Consider the following 19,116-nt stretch of genomic DNA (forward strand, 5'->3'; position numbering starts at 1 on the left):
CGATCGGCTGCGCGCGTCGAACCACCCGCATACCCGGCGATCGCCGGGCCCACGAAGGAGGCACCTCATGCGCAACTCCCCGAACCGCATCGTCGCAACCGTGTTCGGCGCGGTCTACCTGCTCGTCGGATTGCTCGGCTTCGCCGTCACCGGCGGGGTCGGGTTCCTCGCCACGGAGGGAGGGATGCTGCTCGGCATCTTCCAGGTGAACCCGGCGCACGACGTCGCGCACCTCCTCATCGGTGCGGCGCTGCTCATCGCCGGGCTCATGACGGCGGCCGCTTCGAAGATCGTGAACACCGTCGTCGGCGGCGCCTACCTGCTGCTCGGCATCGTCGGCTTCTTCCTCACGGGTACCGCGGCGAACATCCTCGCCCTCAACACCGCCGACCACTTCCTGCACCTCGCGAGCGCCATCGTGCTGCTCGGCGTGGGGCTCGGAGCCGAGCGGCCAGCACGCGTGGCGACGGCCTAGGGAGCCCGGCCATGAGCGCACTGACGTCGCTGGCGCGAACGTGGCCGATGCTGTCCGCCCTCGGCGGCGGCCTCGTGCTCCTCGCCCTCGGCGCCGGTGCAGGGGGAGCACCGGGGGGTGTCCTGGCCGGGGCCGGCATCGCCGGTCTCGGCTGGGGCGTCCTCTCGCTCCGGGCGGGGCGCGCGATCGTGCCGGGCGTGGCGCTCGGCGTGAGTGCCGCGCTCCTCGTGGGCGCGGGCGCCCTCATCGGCACCGGCCTCGCCGCGGCGACGGATGTCCGTGTCGGCCCGCTGCTCGCGGCATCCGTCTTCATCGCGGTCGTCGCCGGGCACACCGCATTCGTCGTGCGCCGTCGCGCCCGGGCCGAGATGTCCGAAGAGGATCCGACCCGGCCGGCGCTCGAAGGACGGCTCTCGCTCGCCGGGCTCGCGGCGGGCGCCCTCCTGGTGGCGGGGCTCGCGACCCCGGCGCTCGCCGCGACCGAGGCGGGCGAGCTCGCCGTGCCCCACGGGGAGCACGGCGGCTCCTCGGTGACCGACGCCGACCACGGCGGGGACGGACACGGCGGGGACGGACACCACCACTGACGGGACTACCCCGCGGCGACCGGCCCTGCGGCATCCGCGCCGATCTCGCGCAGCGCGCCCGCCATGAACCGTTCGACGTCACGGTCGACGATGATGTCGCTCGGGCGCAGCGGCCGCATGAGGTACAGCCCGTCGAGCGCGATCAGCCGGCTGAGGGCGACGTAGGTCTGGCCAGGGCTGAACGCGCGCGGCCCGAGGTCGATGATCGCCGTCTCGTAGCTCGCCCCCTGCGACTTGTGGATGGTGACCGCCCACGCGAGACGGAGCGGGAACTGGGTGAACTCCGCGACGATCTCGCGGTGCAGCTTCTTCGCCGTCGGATCCCACGTGTAGCGGTACTTCTCCCACGTGACGGGCTCGACCTCGTGCTCCTCGCCGTCGATCTCGACGCGCACCTCGCGCTTCAGCGACGTGACGGTGCCGATCGTGCCGTTCACCCAGCGCGGCCCGTCGCCGCGCACAGCGTTGTCGTTGCGCAGGAACATCACCTGGGCCCCGAGCTTCAGCTCGAGGTGCTCGTCTGCGGGGAAGGCCCTGCCGCCGAAGTCGCCGTTCACCTCGGCCTCGTTCGCGATCGATTGCCCCGGCAGCCGGTGGAGTTGCGTGCGGTTGATGCGGTTCACGGTGTCGTTCGTGGTCGCGAGCGTGATGGCACCCTGCTCGGGCAGCGGCCTGCGCGCGCCCACGTCGTTGAGCACGCCCGCGATCTCGGCGGTCACCATGCCGTGCCGCACCGCGTTGAGCATGAGCTTGAACTCGTCGTCGTGCTGCCTGTGCACCTCTCCGAGCTCGTAGATGCGGAGGTCGGCCTCGCGCCACACCTTCGCGTCGAAGAACCACATCGACTCGTACGTGTCGGCGAAGTAGCGACGCTCGTCGCCGCTGCCCGGTACCGGCGCCAGCTGGTACGGGTCGCCGAAGAGCACCACCTGTGCACCGCCGAACGGTTCGTACGGCCGCTGGCGGGCTTGGCGCAGCGACCGGTCCATCGCGTCCATGAGGTCGGCGTTCACCATCGACACCTCGTCGAGGACGAGCGTGTCCATGGCGTTGAGGATCTTGCGCACGGCGTCGTTCTGGTCGATGTCCTGGTCGGCGATGACCCCGATCGGCAGGCGGAACAGCGAATGGATCGTCTGGCCGCCCACGTTCAGCGCGGCCACGCCGGTGGGCGCGCAGATCACGATCTGCTTCTGCGTGTGCCAGTTCAGGTGGTTGAGCAGCGTCGACTTGCCGGTGCCCGCGCGGCCGGTGACGAAGACGTGCTCGCGAGTGCCCTCGATGGCCTGGAACACCGCGACCTGTTCGCGGGTGAGCGTGACGTTCTGCACTGGTTGCCTTCGGCGAGCGGATGCCGCGGGCGGCTCCCGCGACGATGGCGCCCGTGCGGGCGCGATCCCACTGTAACCTCACTGGGCCCGCCGCGGCCGAGCGAGTCGCCGCCCGGCGGACGTTGCTGGGCCCGCCGTTGGGGAGGACGGGCCCGCTTCGCGCCCCCACATAGACTGTGCGGGTGGGGAGCTCAGGCGTGCGCGAGGGTCGGGTGTCGTTCGCGGCCGTGGCCGGCTGGGCGGGCCTCGCCGTGATCCTCGTCGCCGCGTTCCTCTCGGCACTCGGCGCCCTGAACCAGACCATCTACGGCGCGACGAGCTTCGTCGAGCGCTACCTCGAGGCGATCGCCGACGATGACATCGCCACCGCGTCGACCACCCCAGGCGTCGCCCTCGACGCAGAGGAGCTCGCCGCACTCGGGCTGCACGAGAACGTCTCGACGGCGATGTTCCGCTCCGGCGTGCTGGAGGCGGGCCCCGAGGACGTGCGCATCGTGAGCGACGTGGCGAACGCCGACGGCTCGCACTCCGTCACGGCGAGCTACCGGCTCGACGTGGCGATCGTCGAGACGACCTTCGACGTGCGCCCGATCGAGCCCCTGTACGGCGTGCTCAACCGGTGGGAGTTCGCGGTCAGCCCGCTTGCGGTCATCGACGTCACCGCCGCCCACAACCCGCTGTTCACCGTTGGCTCGCTCACCCTCGACACCCGCGCGACGAAGTCGGGCGACGAGCTCGCGGCATTCACCCAGATGGCGCCCTACCTCGCGATCGCACCCGCCGTGTACGAGTTCGGGTACACCTCGACCCTGCTCGAGGCGGTGCCGACGGCCCTGCCGGTCGAGCCGTCGGCCCGCGCAGCCGTCACGGTCGACTCGGTGCCCACGGCCACCTTCGTCGAGCGGGTGCAGGTGAAGGTGGACGACTACCTGCAGGAGTGCACGACCCAGCAGGTGCTGCAGCCCGCCGGATGCCCCTTCGGCATCGAGATCGACGACCGGGTCGTGAGCGAGCCGGTCTGGACCATGGTGAGCACCCCCGTGGTGACGCTCGCTCCCGGCGAGACCGCGTTCGAGATGCCGCCCACGGAAGGGGTGGCGCACATCTCGGTCGAGCTGCAGTCGCTGTTCGACGGCGAGTTCTACACCCTCGAGGAGGACCGCCCGTTCCTGCTCGCACTCACCGCGTCGATCCGCCCCGACGGCAGCATCGCGATCCAGCTGAAGTGAGCTACTTGCGGGTGTCCTGCTCGGCGATCGCCGCGAGCCGCGCGTTGTAGGCCTCGAGCTCGGCGTCGCCGGTGCGGTCGGCGTGCCGGTCGCGGCGCCTCGACTCCTTCTCGTCGCTGCCCGCCCACTGCACCGCCACCGTGATGGCGAGCGCCAAGGTCGGGATCTCGCCGATCGACCACGCGATGCCGCCGCCGAGCTGCTGATCGGCGAGTGCATCCGTGCCCCAGCCCATGGCGCCGTACCAGTCGGCGAGCAGCAGCCCGGTGCCCGACATGATCGCGAGGCCGAAGAAGGCGTGGAACGCCATCGTGCCGAGCAGCAGCACGAGGCGGAACGGATACGGCAGCCGGTACGGCACCGGGTCGATGCCGATGAGCGACTGCACGAAGAGGTACCCGACGATGAGGAAATGCGCGATCATCCACTCGTGGCCGATGTGGTCGGTCATCGTCCAGCGGAAGAGCGGGGTGTAGTAGAACACCCAGAGCGACCCGGCGAACAGCACGGCCGCGACGATCGGGTTCGCGATGATCGACGCGAACCTCGAGTGCACGGCGAGGAGGATCCACTCGCGGCCGCCGCGCGAGCCGTCCTTGCGGGGGTGGATCGCGCGGGCGGCGAGCGTCACGGGCGCGCCGGGCACGAGCAGCACCGGCACGGCCATCGTCAGCATCATGTGCGCGCTCATGTGCGCCGAGAACAGGTACTGCTCGTAGACGTTCACCCCGCCGCTCGTGACAAACGCGAGCAGCAGCAGGCCCGCAACCCAGAGCACCGTGCGGTACACCGGCCAGTGGTCGCCGCGTCGCCGCAGCCGGCGTACGCCCGCGAGGTAGAAGAAGATGCCGAAGCCGCAGGCGAACAACCAGATGAGGTCGGGGCTCCACTCGCTGAAATACCGGGCCCAGTCGGGCCACGGCGGAAGCGGCTGGCCCGTGAGGATCTCGGCGGGCGTGCGCGCGAGGGAGCCCGCCGCGTCCTCCGACACCGGCGTCGCGGTGCGGGCGAGCGCGGCCGCGATCCCCGACGCCAGGCCCATGAACGCGAGCTCGACCACGACGAGCACCCAGAAGTCGCGTGTGATCGATGCTCCGGCAGCTGCGCCATGCGAGGAGGTGGGCCGCTGCATCCGCCACACCAGGAAGCGGCGCTGCGCCGCACCGAACAGGCCGAGCGCCACGAGGGCGGCGACCTTCGCGAGCACGAGCACGCCATAGTGCGTGCCGAGCTCGTCCCAGGTGCCGATCCGCAGTGCGGCGTTCGCATAGCCCGAGACGGCCACGACGATGAAGCAGATGAGCGCGACGGTGGAGTACCGGGCGAGCACCACGGGCAGCCGCTCGCCTTCGAGCACGCGGCGCAGCAGCACGATCGTGACGAGTCCGCCGAGCCACACGGCCGCGAACACCAGGTGCAGGCCGAGCGACGCGATCGCGGCGTTGTGCCCGGCGGCACCCGCCGCGTGGCCCTGCTGCGCCATCGGCACGAGCGACGCGACCGACAGCACCGTGACGAACACGAGCGCGGTGTGGTTGCGCACCGCGAAGCACAGCACGGTGACCGCGGCCGCCACCAGCGTGGTGGTGAGCCAGGCCTGTCCGAGCTCGATCGAGGTGACGAACTGTCCCAGCTTCTGGCCGAACGCCTCGCCGAAGTCCAGGGGCTCACCCGTGACGACGAGGAACGTGAAGACCCCCGTCGCGGCACTCGCGACGGTGAGCACGGCGGCGGATGCCGCGGCGACGTCGAGCGCGACGTCGAACTCGCGTTGCTTCGGGGTGAGTGCCCACACGGCGAGGGCGAGCGCGCCGATCATTCCGGCCGCGCCGAGGTTCACCACCAGCTTGGCGACGGGGAGGCCGAAGCGGGCGACAGGGCCAGGGTCCTGGATGGGGAGGGGTGCAGCGCCGCCGCCGTACGCGAGGGCCGCGAACATCGCGAGGAGCGCGACGGCGAGGAGCACGGCGGGGCCGAGCACGCGGACGGAGCGGGGCACCGAACCAGCCTAGACGCCGTCGCCGTGCGCGGCCTCCGGGGGTTGAGGAGCGCCCCGCCCCGGCATCCGCTGTACCGCCTGCGGAAATGCAGGGGATTCCGCCCCATGGACCCGCCAGCGGATGCATACGCCGGAATCTCCTGCGTTCTCTCGGTCGCGGGCCGCCGCCGCCGCATCCGCGCGTCCTCAAGCCGCAGACGCCGAAGGGGCGCACGGCCATCGCCGCACGCCCCTCGAGAGTCTCGGATGCTACTTGGCAGCAGCCTTGAGCTTCGAGCCCGCCGACACCTTGACCGAGTAGCCGGCTGGGATGTCGATGGTCGCACCCGTCTGCGGGTTGCGGCCGGTGCGCGCGGCACGGTGCGTGCGCTCGACGGCGAGCCAGCCCGGGATGGAGACCTTGGTGCCGGAGCCCACGGACTCGGCGAGCGCCTCGAAGAGGCCCCCGAGCACGGCGTCGACGGTGGCCTGGCTCTGCCCGGTCGACGCTGCGACCTTTGCGACGAGCTCGGTCTTGTTGAGCGACTTGTCAGCCATTGAATGTCCTCCTCGGACCTTCGCTGTTCGGTACAGCTATCTCTGCGTATTCGGGAGCGATCGTTCTACCGCCCCCGTGGCCGATCGGGCCGCCTCGAATGTAGCAGAGATCCGCGGAATCCCGCGGATTTCCGGGACTTCGGACGATCTCCACACGGCGTGTCGCGAACGGATGCCGCGGCATCCGTCACCGGGGACGACGAGAGGGGCGCGGCAGCTCGCCGCGGTGCGCCATGTCGCGGAAGCGAACACGCGAGACACCGAACTTCGAGAGCACGCCACGGGGGCGGCCGTCGATGGCGTCACGCGAGCGCAGGCGCACCGGCGACGCGTTGCGCGGGAGCTTCTGCAGGCCGACTCGGGCGGCCTCACGGCTCTCGTCGGTGCCGTTCGGGTCGACGAGCGCCTTCTTCAGCTCGAGGCGCTTCGCCGCGTAGCGGTCGACGACCACCTTGCGCTGGTCGTTGCGCGCGATCTTGCTCTTCTTCGCCATGTCTTAGCGCTCCTCTCGGAAGTCGACGTGCTTGCGCACTCCCCACGCGAATGTCGCGATTTCTCGCGGCGGTTCGGTGGGGAGGGTCGCGGTCTGGGCAGTGGAAGTGCCCAGCCAAAGGTTCAGCTTGAACCAGACGGGAGGGGCAGGGCAGAGCGAGCGGATGTCGCGGGGCGAATGCGAGCGGATGTCGCGGGCGCTTCGACCCACTTGGAGTCGTCAGCGCTCAGCCCCCCAACACCTGCAACAGCTCGGCGTTCTGCCGCTCGAGCTGCTTGAGCTGGCCGGCGTGCCACCCGTCGGCGAACATCTGGGCGAACGGGTCGGGAAAGATCTCGTCGTGCCCGGCCTGCAGGCCGGCGAAGATCGAGCCCGCGACATCCGCTGCCGGTGTCTTCGGCAGCTCGAGATCGCGTGTCATGTCGGTGTCGATGGGCCCGGCCAGCACCGCGTGCACCTGGATGCCGTCGCGAGCGTAGTGGGCGCGCTGCGCCTGGGTCAGCGAGAACGCGGCCGCCTTCGAGATGGAGTAGGCGGCGAGCATGGGAACCGACGCGAGCGCGGCCAGCGACAGCACGTTCACGATCGCACCGCGGGCCGCGGCCAGTTGCGGTCGCAGCGCGTTCGACACCTCGAAGGGTCCGCGGAGGTTGACCATCACGTGGCTCTCGATGTCGCTCCAGCTCGTGATCGCGTCGCCCGCAGCGACCCCGGCGTTGTTGATCACGAGGTCGACCTCGTCGATAGTTTCTACGACGCTGCGAATCTGCGAGACATCAGTGACATCGAGCAGTACCGGGGTGACTCGAGCGTCTGGGTGTGCGAATGCCTGTCGCGTGCCCGCGTAGACCCGGTCGGCGCCGAGGCGGAGCGCCTCGGCGACCAGCGCCTCGCCGAGGCCGCGATTGGCTCCGGTGATCAGTACGGTCTTGCCGTCGACGGTGAATGGCTCGGCCATGGTGTGCTCCTGTCGTTCGTGAGGTGCGTGACCTCAGTGGTGGTCTCGCGTGGGTGTTCACGCGGGTCTCACAGAGGTGGACACGCGGAGTGGCCGAAACCGATCGGTGCGTGAGCGATGAGTTCGTGCCATCGGAGGTGTCTACCCCATTGGAACGGCGCAGCTGGCGGAGAATCCGCATCTGGTGGAAAATCCGGCCAGCGGATCAGGGATGGAGGGGACATGTCGGATCAACTCATGCATGCGGCGAAGGCGGGCGATCGGGCGGCGTTCGACGAACTGGTCGGGCCGCACCGCGACGAACTGCGTGTGCACTGCTACCGAATGTTGGGTTCGCTGCACGACGCCGAAGACGCGGTGCAGAAGACACTGCTTTCGGCGTGGCTGGCTCTCGACGGCTTCGCCGCTCGCTCGTCACTGCGAACCTGGCTGTACCGCATCGCGACCAATCGCTGCCTGAACCTGCTGCGCTCAGCTCGGCGCCGCCCCGGCGCCGACCAGGCACTTCCAGTGCCCGCTCCCGAACCGACACGCCTCGGTGAGGTCTTCTGGCTGCAGCCCTACCCCGACGTGCTCTTCGACGAACTCGCTTCGACTCAGCGCGGCCCCGACGCCGTTCATGAATCACGCGAGGCGATCTCGCTCGCCTTCGTAACGGCGATTCAGCTGCTGCCGCCGAAGCAACGCGCCGTGCTGCTACTGCGCGATGTCTTGGGATACAACGCCCGTGAGACCGCCGGCGTGCTCGACACCAGCGTCGAGTCGGCGAACAGCGCCCTGCAACGAGCGCGCGCGACACTCGCGACGAGCTATCGCCCGCAATCGCCGCCGCCCTCGGGCGGAGTCGAAGAGCAGCGCCTGGTCGACCGACTCGTCGAGGCGCTGCTCAGCGGCGACATCGCCGGTCTGGTTGCGCTCATGAACGATGACGTCTGGGTTCGAATGCCTCCGCTGCCGTTCGAGTACCACGGCCGCGAGGCTGCGGAACAGTTCTTCGCTGCCGCCGCCTCGCATCGGAGGGGGTCGGTAAGGCTCGTGCCCACCCACGCCAACGGCCAGCCGGCGTGGGGCGACTACCACCGCGACCCGTGCTCGGGCGGGCTGATCATCGCAGGCATCGAGGTACTCGGCCTCGACTGCGGCGGGGTGAGCGAATTCACTCGGTTCGAGGCGAGCCTCGCGCCCTACTTCGGGCTGCCCAACCGCATCAGCGCCTAGTCGCGCCGGTCAGGTGCGTGGTCGCGCCCGCACTGCAGTCGGCGCACAGACTGAAGACGTCGACGACGTGGGCCGCCTGCGTGAAGCCGTGCACGGCGGCGACGCCTTTGGCCCAGGTCTCGACCTCGTCGGCGGCGATCTCGACCGTGAGCCCGCAGTTGCGGCAGATGAGGTGGTGGTGGTGGCCGGTCGTGCTGCACGCCCTGTAGGGGGCTTCTCCGTCGGACGACTGCAGCGAATCCGCCTCGCCGTTCGATGCGAGGTCGCCGAGCGCCCGGTAGACGGTGGCGAGGCCGATCGGCGATCCGCTCGCATGCAGCGAGGAGTGCCGTGCCTGCGCACCCCCCAACCCAATTGAGTGGGCAGAGATTGCTCTTCGTTGCGCGATAGAGGGCGATCTCTGCCCACTCGATTCAGGAGGAGCGTGATTGCGCAGCCGAGAACGAAGATGGCGACGATCGTGCTGCCCGTGGGCAGATCGACGCTGGCGCCGACCGAGATGGCGAATCCCGCTGCGAGGCCGAGCCACAAGCCGACCGCGGCGAACACGGCCGCGACCGGGAATAGCCACCACAGGCGCTTCGTCGCGAGGCGGGCGACCGCGCCGGGCACGATCAGGAGCGCGACCACGAGCAGCGTGCCGACGGTGCTCGCGGCCGCGACGACGACCAGCAGAGATCCCCGGAATCCCGCGGATTTCCGGGACTTCGGACGATCTCCACACGGCGTGTCGCGAACGGATGCCGCGGCATCCGTCACCGGGGACGACGAGAGGGGCGCCCCCTTTCGGGACGCGGATTTCCGGGACTTCGGACGATCTCCACACGGCGTGTCGCGAACGGATGGCGGAATCCCGCGGATTTCCGGGACTTCGGACGATCTCCACACGGCGTGTCGCGAACGGATGCCGCGGCATCCGTCACCGGGGACGACGAGAGGGGCGCCCCCTTTCGGGACGCCCCTCTCGGTGAACGCTGCTGCTTACCAGCTCGACTTGGTGATGCCGGGCAGCTCGCCGCGGTGCGCCATGTCGCGGAAGCGAACACGCGAGACACCGAACTTCGAGAGCACGCCACGGGGGCGGCCGTCGATGGCGTCACGCGAGTACCAGCTCGACTTGGTGATGCCGCACCTTTCGGGACGCCCCTCTCGGTGAACGCTGCTGCTTACCAGCTCGACTTGGTGATGCCGGGCAGCTCGCCGCGGTGCGCCATGTCGCGGAAGCGAACACGCGAGACACCGAACTTGGTGAGCATGCCACGGGGACGGCCGTCGATGGCGTCACGGCTGCGGAGGCGAACCGGCGACGCGTCGCGCGGCAGCTTCTGCAGGCCTCGACGAGCGGCCTCGCGGCTCTCGTCGGTGCCGCTGGGGTCGATGAGCGCCTTCTTCAGTTCGAGGCGCTTCGCCGCATAGCGGTCGACGACCACCTTGCGCTGGTCGTTGCGCGCGATCTTGCTCTTCTTCGCCATGTCTTAGCGCTCCTCTCGGAAGTCGACGTGCTTGCGCACCGTACTTCTTGAGCACGAGACGGTCGGGGTCGTTGCGACGGTTCTTGCGGGTCACGTAGGTGTACCCGGTGCCGGCCGTCGAACGGAGCTTGATGATGGGGCGGATGTCCTGCTGCTTGGCCATTAGAGCTTCACCCCACGAGCCTGGATGTCCTTGATGACCGCCTCGATGCCGCGGGCGTCGATCACCTTGATGCCCTTGGCGGACACGTTCAGGGTGACGTTACGACGAAGCGACGGCACGTAGTATGTCTTCTTCTGCACGTTCGGGTCGAAGCGGCGCTTCGTCCGGCGGTGCGAGTGCGAGATGTTGTGTCCGAAGCCGGGAACGGCTCCAGTCACCTGGCACACTGCTGCCATTGGTCTTTCCTCCAATACCGAGGGGCGGATGCCCCTCCCAAGGTCTCTTGTCTGCAGGCAACCCCCGACTGCTTGAGCAGTTTAGATACCGAGGGGGTGTCCACGGTCTGAGCGGTGGAAGCGCCCAGCCAAAGGGAAAGCCTACCAGACCGGCGCCGATCGGCCGAAACGAGCGGATGCCGCGTATGGGTACGGCTCGCGAGCGAGCACCTCGATCGCGGCCTGTCGGGCCGCGAAGGCTATGGTGTGGTGGCTCTCCCTTCGGCCACGACGCTCGGCAGAGCCGCCTGAATCGCCACCGCCGCCGCGCCTCGAGCCCAGCTGCCGAAATCGCTACGGTCGTAGCGCACGTCGAGTGGATGGGCGTCCGCGTCGCGATTCTCGAGCAGCGCGTCTGTCAGCTCCGCCTCTGCGACATCGAGAATCGCGATCCCCTCACCGCTCACGACCACCACGTCGACGAGCGAGAGATTCGCGACGAACGCGATCAGTCGCCCGAGCGCGCGGGCCGCGGTCGAGACGATCGACGAACACAGCGGTTCGCCCGAGGCGGCGTGTTCGAGGAGTTCCTCGAAGGTGACAGGGCGGCCGTGTCCGAGGGTCGCCTGGGCGCACATGCTGGGAATCGTCAGCATCGCCGTCGCGCACCCCCGGTGGCCGAGCATGCATGGCGGCCCGAGCGGGTCGAGTGCGATGTGTCCTGCGAGGCCGAGCCCGGCATCCCGGCTGCGGACGACGCGGTCGCGTGTGACGAGGCCGAGGCCGATTCCCGCGCCGATGGTCACCACGGCGAAGTCGGTCTCCCCCCGCCCCGCTCCGAACCAGTGCTCGACGGCGGTCAACGCGGTGACGTCGTTCTCGACGATGGTGGCGACGCCCGTCGCGCGCTCGACGAGTTCGGCGAGTTCGACGCCGCGCCATTCGAGGAACGGGGCTCGGTCGACACGGCGGCCGTCTTCGGCGCTCCCGCCGAGGCTGACGCCGATCGCCTCGAACGGACGGCCGGTGGCCGTGCGGAGCCGCTGCTCGAGCTCGGCGATGACGGCGACGACCGCTTCGGGGCGGTGGTCGTCGAGCGGATGACTCGCGACGGCGACCTCGCTCGCCGTCAAGTCGGTCGCGGTCGCGAAGGCCTCGGTGCCGGTGAGCTTCACACCCATGAACGTTCGCCCGTTCGCGCGGACGAGGAGCGGCCGCGACGGACGGCCGACGCCGTCGATGCGATCCCCCGTCTCGACGACGAGACCGGAGTCCATAAGCGACTTGACGATCCGGGTGAGCGTCGGCTGCGACAAGCCGAGCTGGTCGGCCACCTCCGTGCGCGAGATCGGCCCGTGGATCAGGATCGAGCGGGCGACGATCACGCTCGGATCACGCGCGGGAGCGGCATCCGGTACGACCAGCTCGGCCAACGTCGTCCACCTCCAGTTCCGCAGCGCCTTCATCCTCGCACGCGCCCGTCGGCTGCGGCTCAGCCGGGTATGCGATCGCAGACGACGAGGATGGCCTCCTCCGGGAAGACGATCGGTGGGCGCAAGCCGATCTCGCCCAGGGCCGCCCCGGTCAGCTCCGCGCCCGCCATCCACCTCGGGGGGCGGTGCTGCACGGCCGGGGCACCGCCGAAGTCGCGACTGGAGACCCGGTAGACGGCGTCCGGGTCCAACCCGGGAAGGACGAACGTGTCGGGCACGCTCCCCTGCGCAGGGGACTTCTGCACGTACGCGAAGATCGCACGCGACCTGTCCCGCGCGACGACGCCGTGCACGAGCGCGGCGGGATCGCCGTGGTCGCCCCGCACGACGCGGCCCGAGTGGAGCAGGTCGCGCTCGGCCCGGTAGAACACGGCCCAGTCCCGGATGGCGGCACGCTCGTCGTCGGTCGCCTCCAGGAGGTTCCATTCGATGCCGGCGTGCCCGAACAGCGCGGTGATCGCCCGGAACTGGATGCTGTGCCGACGCCCGGTCGTGTGCGAGATCGTTGGTCCGATGTGCATTCCCAGCAGTTCCGGCGGGATCACGAGGCTGGTCCAGCGTTGGATCTCCTGGCGCTCGAGTGGGTCGTTGGAATCCGAGGTCCAGAACCGGTCGGCGTGCATGACCATGCCGAGGTCGACCCTTCCGCCACCTGAGGCGCAGGACTCGATCTCGAGCCCGGGATTACGCCGGCGGAGTTCGTCGAAGAGCGCGTATATCGCCTGCGTCTGACGGCGGACCGCCGGCGCGCCCCCGTGCCCGGGATCAACGAGGGTGCGATTGTGATCCCACTTGATATACGAAACGCCCGCGTCGCGGATGACGGCGTCGACCTGTTCGAGGACGTGCGCGTACGCGTCGGTGTTCGAAAGATCGAGCACGAGCTGGTTGCGGGCGGTCGGCGGGATCCGGCTGTCGACACGGAGGATCCAGTCGGGGTGCGTGCGATACAGCTCGGAGTCGGGGCTGACCATCTCGCCCTCGAACCAGAGGCCGAACTCCATGCCGAGCGATCGGATCCTGTCGGCGAGCGGGCGGAGGCCGTCGGGCCAGACGTCGGGCGAGACGACCCAGTCGCCGAGGCCGGCATGATCGTCTCGACGGGCGCCGAACCATCCGTCATCGAGCACGAAGCGTTCGACGCCGACCGACGCCGCGACCTCGGCGAGCGCCGAGAGTCGTTCGAGGTCGTGATCGAAGTAGACCGCTTCCCAGACGTTCAGGGTCAGGGGGCGCGGACGGACGCGAGTGGGATGCTGCGGCCGCGACCGGAGCCAGCCGTGCGCGACGTCGCTGATCCCGTCGAGACCCGCCCGCGAGTGCAGGGCGACGACGGTCGGCGCCGTGTACCGTTCCCCGGGCCCCAGGACGACCTCGCCCGGCGCGAGCAGCTCACCTGCCCCGATCGACTTCCGTCCGGTCGGCAGCTGCTCGACCATGTGACGGGTGTTACCGCTCCACATGAGCGCCATCGCCCAGATCTCTCCGCGCGCGAATGTTGCGCCGGCGGTGCTCGCGCACTGGACGATCGTGTAATCGTGACCGGAGCGGCCCTCCTGGCCCTCCCGCAGGGCGATGCCCGGAAGGATCGGTCGACGTGCGAGTTGACGTTCGCGCAGCCAGCGACCGCTGAAGTCGATGATCTCAGCGGCACGGTCGGGCAGGGGCAACCAGGACGAGAGCTCGTCGAGCGTGTAGGCGTCGTCGCCGTCGTTCGTCAGCTGCACGTCGACCTTGATCACGCCCTCCGGGAGGACCTCGTAGCGGAGCGAGAGGCTCAGCATCGCGGCGGCGTCGACGAGCTGGAACTGGCAGTCCGTGTCGGTCGATTCGATGGAGCGGAGTTCGAAGAGGGTCGACCAGGCGCGCGATCCGCGGTGGCCGCGCACGGCGGGGCGGCCGTGGAACCCGCGGCCCGGATCGCGGAGTGCCCCGGCATCCGCCGGCCGGTCGAGATGGGCGTGCGGCACCGGCCCGCTGAGGAGGGCGGGCAGGTCGAGCGAGTTCCCGCGCGACACCGGAGCGCCCCAGTGCGCGATGATCGGGTACCCGGCGGACGTGTCGATGAGGAGCTCGACAGTTCCGCCGACGAGATGGATGTTGTGGTCTGCGCGTGCCGCAGTGGCGAACATACTGCGATTCCCTCTCTGCATGGGGGTGGGGAGGATGATCGGGACATCCTCCCCACGATGTCGGTCGGAGGCTACTCGAAGAGGGCGTTCACCTTGTTGTTCGCGTCCGTCAGCGAATCGACTCCGGCCTTGCCCGACATGACCGCTTCCATCGCCGGCGTCATGATGGCGTTGACATCGGACTTGAAGTCGGTGATCGGGTAGAGGATGGTCGTCCCGTTCTCGACCTGGGAGATGAACGGCGAGACGTCGATGCCCTTGCCCTCGAAGGCGGCGACCGCCTTCTCGGTCGCGGTCTTGATGGCGGGGAAGACGACGGCGGCGTCAGCCACCACGTCCTGGCAGGCCTCCGAGCCGAGGTACTTGACCCACTCCCACGCCGCGTCGGCGTCCTTCGTCGTCACCGAGATGTTGTCGGCGAGGCCGTTCATCGTCGAGGCCCGCTCGCCGTGGGGACCGACCGGCGTGGGTGCTACCGCGGGCGTGAAGGTGTCGCTTGCGGAGCCGAAGACGTAGCCGGTCATCCATGACCCGTTCGGCACGAGCGCGGCGCTGCCGGCGATGAGCTGGTCGGCCCAGCCGATGCCGGTCTGCGCCTCGAAGGGCGGCATGTACCCCTTCTCGACGAGCGAGTGCCACCAGGCGATGGTCTCCTGGAACTTCGGGTCGTCGTAGTGGTAGGAATCCGCCCACGGTCCGTCGGTCTGCTCCCAGGGGAGCGTCCCGGTGAGGAAGGTCCACTGGGTCTGGCCGTCGGCGCCGCCGGAACCTTCCATCCACAGCCCATAGGTTTCCACGTTGCTCTTGTCGAAGCCGGGCTCGTCGCCGCGCACGCCGTTCTTGTCCACGGTCAAGTGGGCGATGACGTCCTCGTACGTGCCGCCGTCCTCGGCGTTCCAGGTGAGGCTCGCCAGTTGCTCGTCGGTGATGCCGGCGGCCTCGGTGAGTTGCTCGTTGTAGAAGAGTGCGACGGTGTCGAAGTCCTTCGGCAGGCCGTACTGCTCGCCGTCCGGGTTCTGCCAGAGCTCCACGAGGCCGTCCTGATACACGGAGAGGTCGACGTCATCGCGCTCGATGTAGTCGTCGAGCGGCAGCACCTGACCGTTCTTCTGGAACTCGGGGTAGTAGGCGACGTGGCTCGTGAAGACGTCGTAGGTGTCGCCGGAGACGAAGCCGGTCGTGATCTTGTTCCAGTAGTCGTCCCAGCCGATCTGCTCGATGTCGATCTTGTAGCCGTCGTTCGCATCTTCGAAGTCCTCGGCGCACTGCTGGTATGCCGGAAGCTGATTGGCATCCCACAGGCCGTACTTGATCGTCTTCGTGCCGTCATCGGACGAGCCGGCCGTACAGCCGGTGAACGCTCCGATGGTCGCGACGACGACGACGCCGGCGGTCACGATTCTCTTCATGGTGGTGTCTGCTTTCTCTCTTGGTGGGGATGGGAGGTCTCTCCCTGGTCGGGTGGGAGATCTCGGTGGGGTGGGGGTGGGAGACGGCGTCGAGCCGTCATGGCCGGGGTCGTGGGGCGGTGCTACTTGACTCCGGACGATTGAATCGAGCCGACGATCCGACGGCCGAAGACGAGGACGAGGATGAAGATCGGCACGGCGGCGAGGAGCGCTCCCGCCATGAGCCCGGCCCAGTCGGGGTTGCCCTGCGGCGTCTGGGAGCGGAAGATCCCCAGGCCGACGGTCAGCATCTTCGTGTCCTCGGTCTGGCCGACCAGGAGCGGCCAGAGGTAGTCGTTCCATGCGGCGATGAACTGGAGGATGGCGATCGTCACGACCTGCGGAGCGATGAGCGGCAGCGCGATCCGACTGAAGATGCGCCACTGACCGGCTCCATCGATGACGGCCGCCTCGATGATGCTCCGGTTCACGCCGAGGAAGAACTGCCTGAGGAAGAAGACGACGAAGGGCGACATCAGCATCGCCGGCAGGGCGATGCCGAGATAGGTGTTGAGGAGCCCGAGTTCCTTGATCAGCACGAAGTTCGGCAGGAGGGTGAACATGCCGGGCACCATGAGCGCCACGAGGAACGCAGCGAACACGACGTTACGGCCGGGCCACTCGAGCAGGGCGAAGGCGTAGGCGGCCATCGAACTGAACACGACCTGGAAGACCGTGATCATGGTGCAGACGATGATCGAGTTCAGCAGGTACAGGCCGAAGTTGATGTCGGCGCCCGATCCGCCCTCGGCGATCGCGTCCGCGGTCGACGCGATGCCGAGGACCCGCTGGAACGGTCCGAGCGTGAAGTCGACCGGAAGCAGACTCAGCGGCTCGGAGAACATGGACCGGTTGTTGCTGAGGGCGGTCCGGATCATCCAATAGAACGGGAACAGGGTGATCGCGATCGCGATCACGATCAGGACCCATCCGATCACCCGCGATCGCAGGGACTTCGTCGCGCCTGTCTCGCGTTCCTGGTTCCGTTTCGAGGCGGGTCGGCTCTTCTCGGGGCGCGGCGAGGTTCCGGTGGTCGGGGGTGCAGTGAGGAGCGTCATGGTCAGCGATCCAGATCCGATTCGTTCGCACGAAGCACGCGCAACTGGAGCAGCGCGACGACGGCGAGGATGAGCATGAGGACGACCGAGAGTGCCGACGCGTACCCGAAGTCGAATTGGGCGAACGCCTGGTCGTAGATGTAGACGTTGAGCGCTCGGGTCGCGTCGACGGGGCCGCCACCCGTGGTCACGGCGATCGTGTCGAAGATCTGGAACGACCCGACGACGGAGATGACCAGCACGAACGCGAGGACCGGCCGCAGCAGCGGCATCGTGACGGACCGGAATGTCCGCCACTCCCCCGCGCCGTCGACCTCGGCGGCTTCGTAGACGTCGCGCGGGATCGCCTGGAGGCCGGCGAAGATGAGCAGCGTCGTGTACCCCAGGTGCCGCCACACGTTGATCAGGGCGATCGTCGGCATGGCGAGCAATTCGTTGCCGAAGAACCCCACGCGATCGAACCCGATCGAATCCAGCGCCGAGTTGATGAGGCCCAGGTTGTAGTCGGCGAGCCAGAACCAGACGAGGGCGACGACGACGTTCGCGATGAGATATGGCAGCAGCACGATGCCGCGGATGATCATCGAGCGCGTGAAGCGGTGCAGCAGCACGGCCAGCACGAGGGCCGCCGCCGTCTGGATGCCGATGTTGATCACGACGTACTCGATGGTGACCCAGAGGGAGTTCCAGAAGACCGGGTCCTGGGCGATGGCGATGTAATTGTCGAGCCCGATCCACTCCGGTGCCCTCAGCAGGTTGAAGTCGGTGAAGCTCAGGTAGAGGCCGCGAATCGACGGCCATGCGAAGAAGACGGCGAACCCAAGGAGCGCTGGGGCCAGGAACATCAGCGCGGGAGCGAGCTGATTCCGAGCGAGGGGCTTCGTTGCCACGGTACCTCCAGTAACTTCATTGTTGGAAGTAACCATAGCGGCAGGACCTCGAATGTCAAGCAATATCGCGCGATGTGTTCGAACCAACTTTCAATCTGGAAGCAAAGAGGCGGGGCCCCCGCCGAACAGATCGCACCGAGGAAGGTGCCGAGGTTCGCCCAGAACATGCTCACGAGCGTGCCCGTCCCGGGCGACACGTACGCGCCCACCGAGGACACGCCGAACGCGATGGACCCGAGCAGGTTCAGCCACACCAGGCCTGATCGGCCGAAACGAGCGGATGCCGCGGGGTACCGCACGAGCCGGATGCCACGGGGCTGCGGCGCGGCATCCGGGGGCGTAGCCTGACGCCCATGGCGACGTGGGACGACGTGCGTGCGTTGGCGCTCGCGCTGCCCGAGACGAGCGAGCACGTCTCGCACGGGGGCGCCCAGTGGAAGGTGCGCGCGAAGGGATTCGTGTGGGAGCGCCCGCTGCGCCGCGCCGACCTGGACGCGCTCGGGATCGACGCGCAGACCGGGCCGGTGCTCGGCGCGGCGACGGAGGACGAGGCCGTGAAGTTCGCGCTGATCGCCGAGGACCCCTCGGTGTTCTTCACGACGCCGCACTTCGACGGGTACGCCGCCGTGCTCGTGCACCTCGACCGCATCTCGAAGCGGCGACTCTCGGAGGTGGTGGCCGAGGCGTGGGCGGCCGCCGCGCCGGCGAAGCTCCTGCGGGAGCACCTCCAGCGCAACGTCGACTAGGCCGGCTCCGAGTCGATCGTCCGACGCGACAGCAGCGCTGCCACGAAGAAGCAGATCGCCCCGAGGAACGTGCCGAGGTTCGCCCAGAGCAAGCTCACGAACGTGCCGGTCTCGGGCGACACGTAGGCGCCCACCGCCGACACGCCGAAGGCGATCGAGCCGAGGAGGTTCAGCCACGTGCCGTGCCAGGTTCGCGCGTCGCGGTCCCAGAGCTTGCCGCGGTCCTTCGTCGCCACCACGGCCAGCGCGCTCGAGACGAGGAAGGCGACCGAGCCGAACGCATCCGGCCGCCACCCCGCACCGAGCCGGGTCGGGTCGGCGATCGCCGCGATGAGCGCGGCCCCGGTGCTCACGTTGAAGAAGAGGGTGCCGATGAACTGGATCATGGCCGCCCACCAGTCCGCACGGTCGGCACGGTTCGTGTCACTCCGGGGCGGGCGCCGTCCACTGAGGCTCAGCTGGATGAACGCCGCCGCCGTGAAGAAGATCGAGCCGGCGAAGAAGGTGACGCCGACGGCCACGGCGCCGGCCCATTCCGCGTAGAACGGCACCGCTCCGACCGCGAAGCACAGCGAGCCGACGGCGAAGCCCCACGCCTCGCGGCGCAGGCGTCGCCGCCGACCCGTGTGCCCGGCCGGCGCGCTCATCGCCGCGGCATCCGCGCTCATCGGT

The 19,116-nt window shown here is 68.9% G+C and carries 20 protein-coding genes and 3 pseudogenes; 6 read left to right on the forward strand and 17 right to left on the reverse strand.

The window, feature by feature from the left end; genetic code table 11:
- Positions 1-67 precede the first annotated feature (67 nt).
- Together ASG80_RS00450 and ASG80_RS00455 are read left to right on the forward strand one after the other, a co-directional pair.
- On the forward strand, positions 68-475 hold the full coding sequence (locus tag ASG80_RS00450) for a DUF4383 domain-containing protein (RefSeq protein ID WP_056727398.1): 408 nt from the start codon (positions 68-70) through the stop codon (positions 473-475).
- An 11-nt stretch (positions 476-486) separates the two neighbouring features.
- A complete protein-coding gene (locus ASG80_RS00455) occupies positions 487-1,062 on the forward strand; it encodes a hypothetical protein (protein ID WP_056727401.1) in 576 nt (191 codons plus the stop codon).
- 5 nt (positions 1,063-1,067) lie between these two features.
- Here the strand turns inward: ASG80_RS00455 and ASG80_RS00460 are convergent, their stop codons facing one another.
- Positions 1,068-2,393, reverse strand: a complete 1,326-nt coding sequence (locus tag ASG80_RS00460) for an ATP-dependent RecD-like DNA helicase (protein WP_056727403.1) — start codon at positions 2,391-2,393, stop codon at positions 1,068-1,070.
- A gap of 182 nt (positions 2,394-2,575) precedes the next feature.
- On the opposite strand from ASG80_RS00460, the gene ASG80_RS00465 reads away from it, so the two are divergent.
- The gene (locus ASG80_RS00465) at positions 2,576-3,622 is read left to right on the forward strand and encodes a hypothetical protein (RefSeq protein ID WP_156401580.1); all 1,047 of its coding nucleotides are present in this window, start codon (positions 2,576-2,578) and stop codon (positions 3,620-3,622) included.
- 1 nt (position 3,623) lies between these two features.
- Here the strand turns inward: ASG80_RS00465 and ASG80_RS00470 are convergent, their stop codons facing one another.
- The 4 genes from ASG80_RS00470 to ASG80_RS00485 form a co-directional block, all read right to left on the reverse strand.
- Complete coding sequence (locus ASG80_RS00470) at positions 3,624-5,561, reverse strand: cytochrome c oxidase assembly protein (protein WP_164470556.1); 1,938 nt, start codon at positions 5,559-5,561, stop codon at positions 3,624-3,626.
- 309 nt (positions 5,562-5,870) lie between these two features.
- On the reverse strand, positions 5,871-6,158 hold the full coding sequence (locus ASG80_RS00475; RefSeq protein WP_056727408.1) for an HU family DNA-binding protein: 288 nt from the start codon (positions 6,156-6,158) through the stop codon (positions 5,871-5,873).
- Between the two features lie 187 nt (positions 6,159-6,345).
- Positions 6,346-6,651: a 30S ribosomal protein S14 gene (rpsN, locus tag ASG80_RS00480; protein ID WP_056727411.1), complete on the reverse strand. Its 306-nt coding sequence runs from the start codon at positions 6,649-6,651 to the stop codon at positions 6,346-6,348.
- A gap of 226 nt (positions 6,652-6,877) precedes the next feature.
- Complete coding sequence (locus ASG80_RS00485; RefSeq protein WP_056727413.1) at positions 6,878-7,609, reverse strand: SDR family NAD(P)-dependent oxidoreductase; 732 nt, start codon at positions 7,607-7,609, stop codon at positions 6,878-6,880.
- Positions 7,610-7,831: 222 nt separating this feature from the next.
- Between ASG80_RS00485 and ASG80_RS00490 the strand changes: the two genes are divergently transcribed.
- Positions 7,832-8,827 (forward strand): RNA polymerase subunit sigma-70, encoded by a 996-nt coding sequence (locus ASG80_RS00490; protein WP_056727416.1) that lies wholly within the window; start codon positions 7,832-7,834, stop codon positions 8,825-8,827.
- Here the strand turns inward: ASG80_RS00490 and ASG80_RS23270 are convergent.
- The 11 genes and pseudogenes from ASG80_RS23270 to ASG80_RS00535 form a co-directional block, all read right to left on the reverse strand.
- The gene (locus ASG80_RS23270; RefSeq protein ID WP_235508085.1) at positions 8,817-9,182 is read right to left on the reverse strand and encodes a Fur family transcriptional regulator; all 366 of its coding nucleotides are present in this window, start codon (positions 9,180-9,182) and stop codon (positions 8,817-8,819) included. The genes ASG80_RS00490 and ASG80_RS23270 overlap by 11 nt on opposite strands.
- Before the next feature lie 143 nt (positions 9,183-9,325).
- Positions 9,326-9,715, reverse strand: a pseudogene (locus tag ASG80_RS24680) (metal ABC transporter permease); the annotation flags it as partial.
- A 93-nt stretch (positions 9,716-9,808) separates the two neighbouring features.
- Positions 9,809-9,925: pseudogene (locus ASG80_RS00500) on the reverse strand (30S ribosomal protein S14); the annotation flags it as partial.
- A gap of 68 nt (positions 9,926-9,993) precedes the next feature.
- Positions 9,994-10,299 carry a 30S ribosomal protein S14 gene (rpsN, locus tag ASG80_RS00505; RefSeq protein ID WP_056727418.1) on the reverse strand — a complete coding sequence of 102 codons (306 nt, stop codon included), beginning with the start codon at positions 10,297-10,299 and terminating at the stop codon, positions 9,994-9,996.
- 3 nt (positions 10,300-10,302) lie between these two features.
- A pseudogene (rpmG, locus tag ASG80_RS22655) lies at positions 10,303-10,462 on the reverse strand (50S ribosomal protein L33).
- On the reverse strand, positions 10,462-10,698 hold the full coding sequence (gene rpmB / locus ASG80_RS00510) for a 50S ribosomal protein L28 (protein ID WP_056727420.1): 237 nt from the start codon (positions 10,696-10,698) through the stop codon (positions 10,462-10,464). The pseudogene rpmG and the gene rpmB overlap by 1 nt, the downstream one beginning before the upstream one ends.
- Positions 10,699-10,937: 239 nt before the next feature.
- Positions 10,938-12,110: an ROK family transcriptional regulator gene (locus tag ASG80_RS00515; RefSeq protein WP_235507886.1), complete on the reverse strand. Its 1,173-nt coding sequence runs from the start codon at positions 12,108-12,110 to the stop codon at positions 10,938-10,940.
- A 59-nt stretch (positions 12,111-12,169) separates the two neighbouring features.
- Positions 12,170-14,302, reverse strand: coding sequence for an alpha-galactosidase (locus ASG80_RS00520; protein WP_056727422.1), 2,133 nt, complete (start codon positions 14,300-14,302; stop codon positions 12,170-12,172).
- A 71-nt stretch (positions 14,303-14,373) separates the two neighbouring features.
- Entirely contained in the window at positions 14,374-15,711 is a 1,338-nt protein-coding gene (locus ASG80_RS00525) for a sugar ABC transporter substrate-binding protein (protein WP_056727424.1), read from the reverse strand.
- Positions 15,712-15,833: 122 nt separating this feature from the next.
- Positions 15,834-16,808, reverse strand: a complete 975-nt coding sequence (locus ASG80_RS00530; RefSeq protein WP_082589615.1) for a carbohydrate ABC transporter permease — start codon at positions 16,806-16,808, stop codon at positions 15,834-15,836.
- A 2-nt stretch (positions 16,809-16,810) separates the two neighbouring features.
- A complete protein-coding gene (locus tag ASG80_RS00535; RefSeq protein ID WP_235508086.1) occupies positions 16,811-17,653 on the reverse strand; it encodes a carbohydrate ABC transporter permease in 843 nt (280 codons plus the stop codon).
- 210 nt (positions 17,654-17,863) lie between these two features.
- Between ASG80_RS00535 and ASG80_RS23280 the strand changes: the two genes are divergently transcribed.
- Both ASG80_RS23280 and ASG80_RS00540 read left to right on the forward strand, forming a co-directional pair.
- Complete coding sequence (locus ASG80_RS23280) at positions 17,864-18,046, forward strand: hypothetical protein (protein WP_156401581.1); 183 nt, start codon at positions 17,864-17,866, stop codon at positions 18,044-18,046.
- A 5-nt stretch (positions 18,047-18,051) separates the two neighbouring features.
- Positions 18,052-18,444: an MmcQ/YjbR family DNA-binding protein gene (locus ASG80_RS00540; protein ID WP_056727428.1), complete on the forward strand. Its 393-nt coding sequence runs from the start codon at positions 18,052-18,054 to the stop codon at positions 18,442-18,444.
- Here the strand turns inward: ASG80_RS00540 and ASG80_RS00545 are convergent.
- Complete coding sequence (locus tag ASG80_RS00545; protein WP_056727430.1) at positions 18,441-19,112, reverse strand: YrhK family protein; 672 nt, start codon at positions 19,110-19,112, stop codon at positions 18,441-18,443. The two genes, ASG80_RS00540 and ASG80_RS00545, sit on opposite strands and share 4 nt — an antisense overlap.
- Positions 19,113-19,116 lie beyond the last annotated feature (4 nt).

Source organism: Agromyces sp. Soil535 (genome assembly GCF_001428255.1).
Classification (GTDB): Bacteria; Actinomycetota; Actinomycetes; order Actinomycetales; family Microbacteriaceae; genus Agromyces.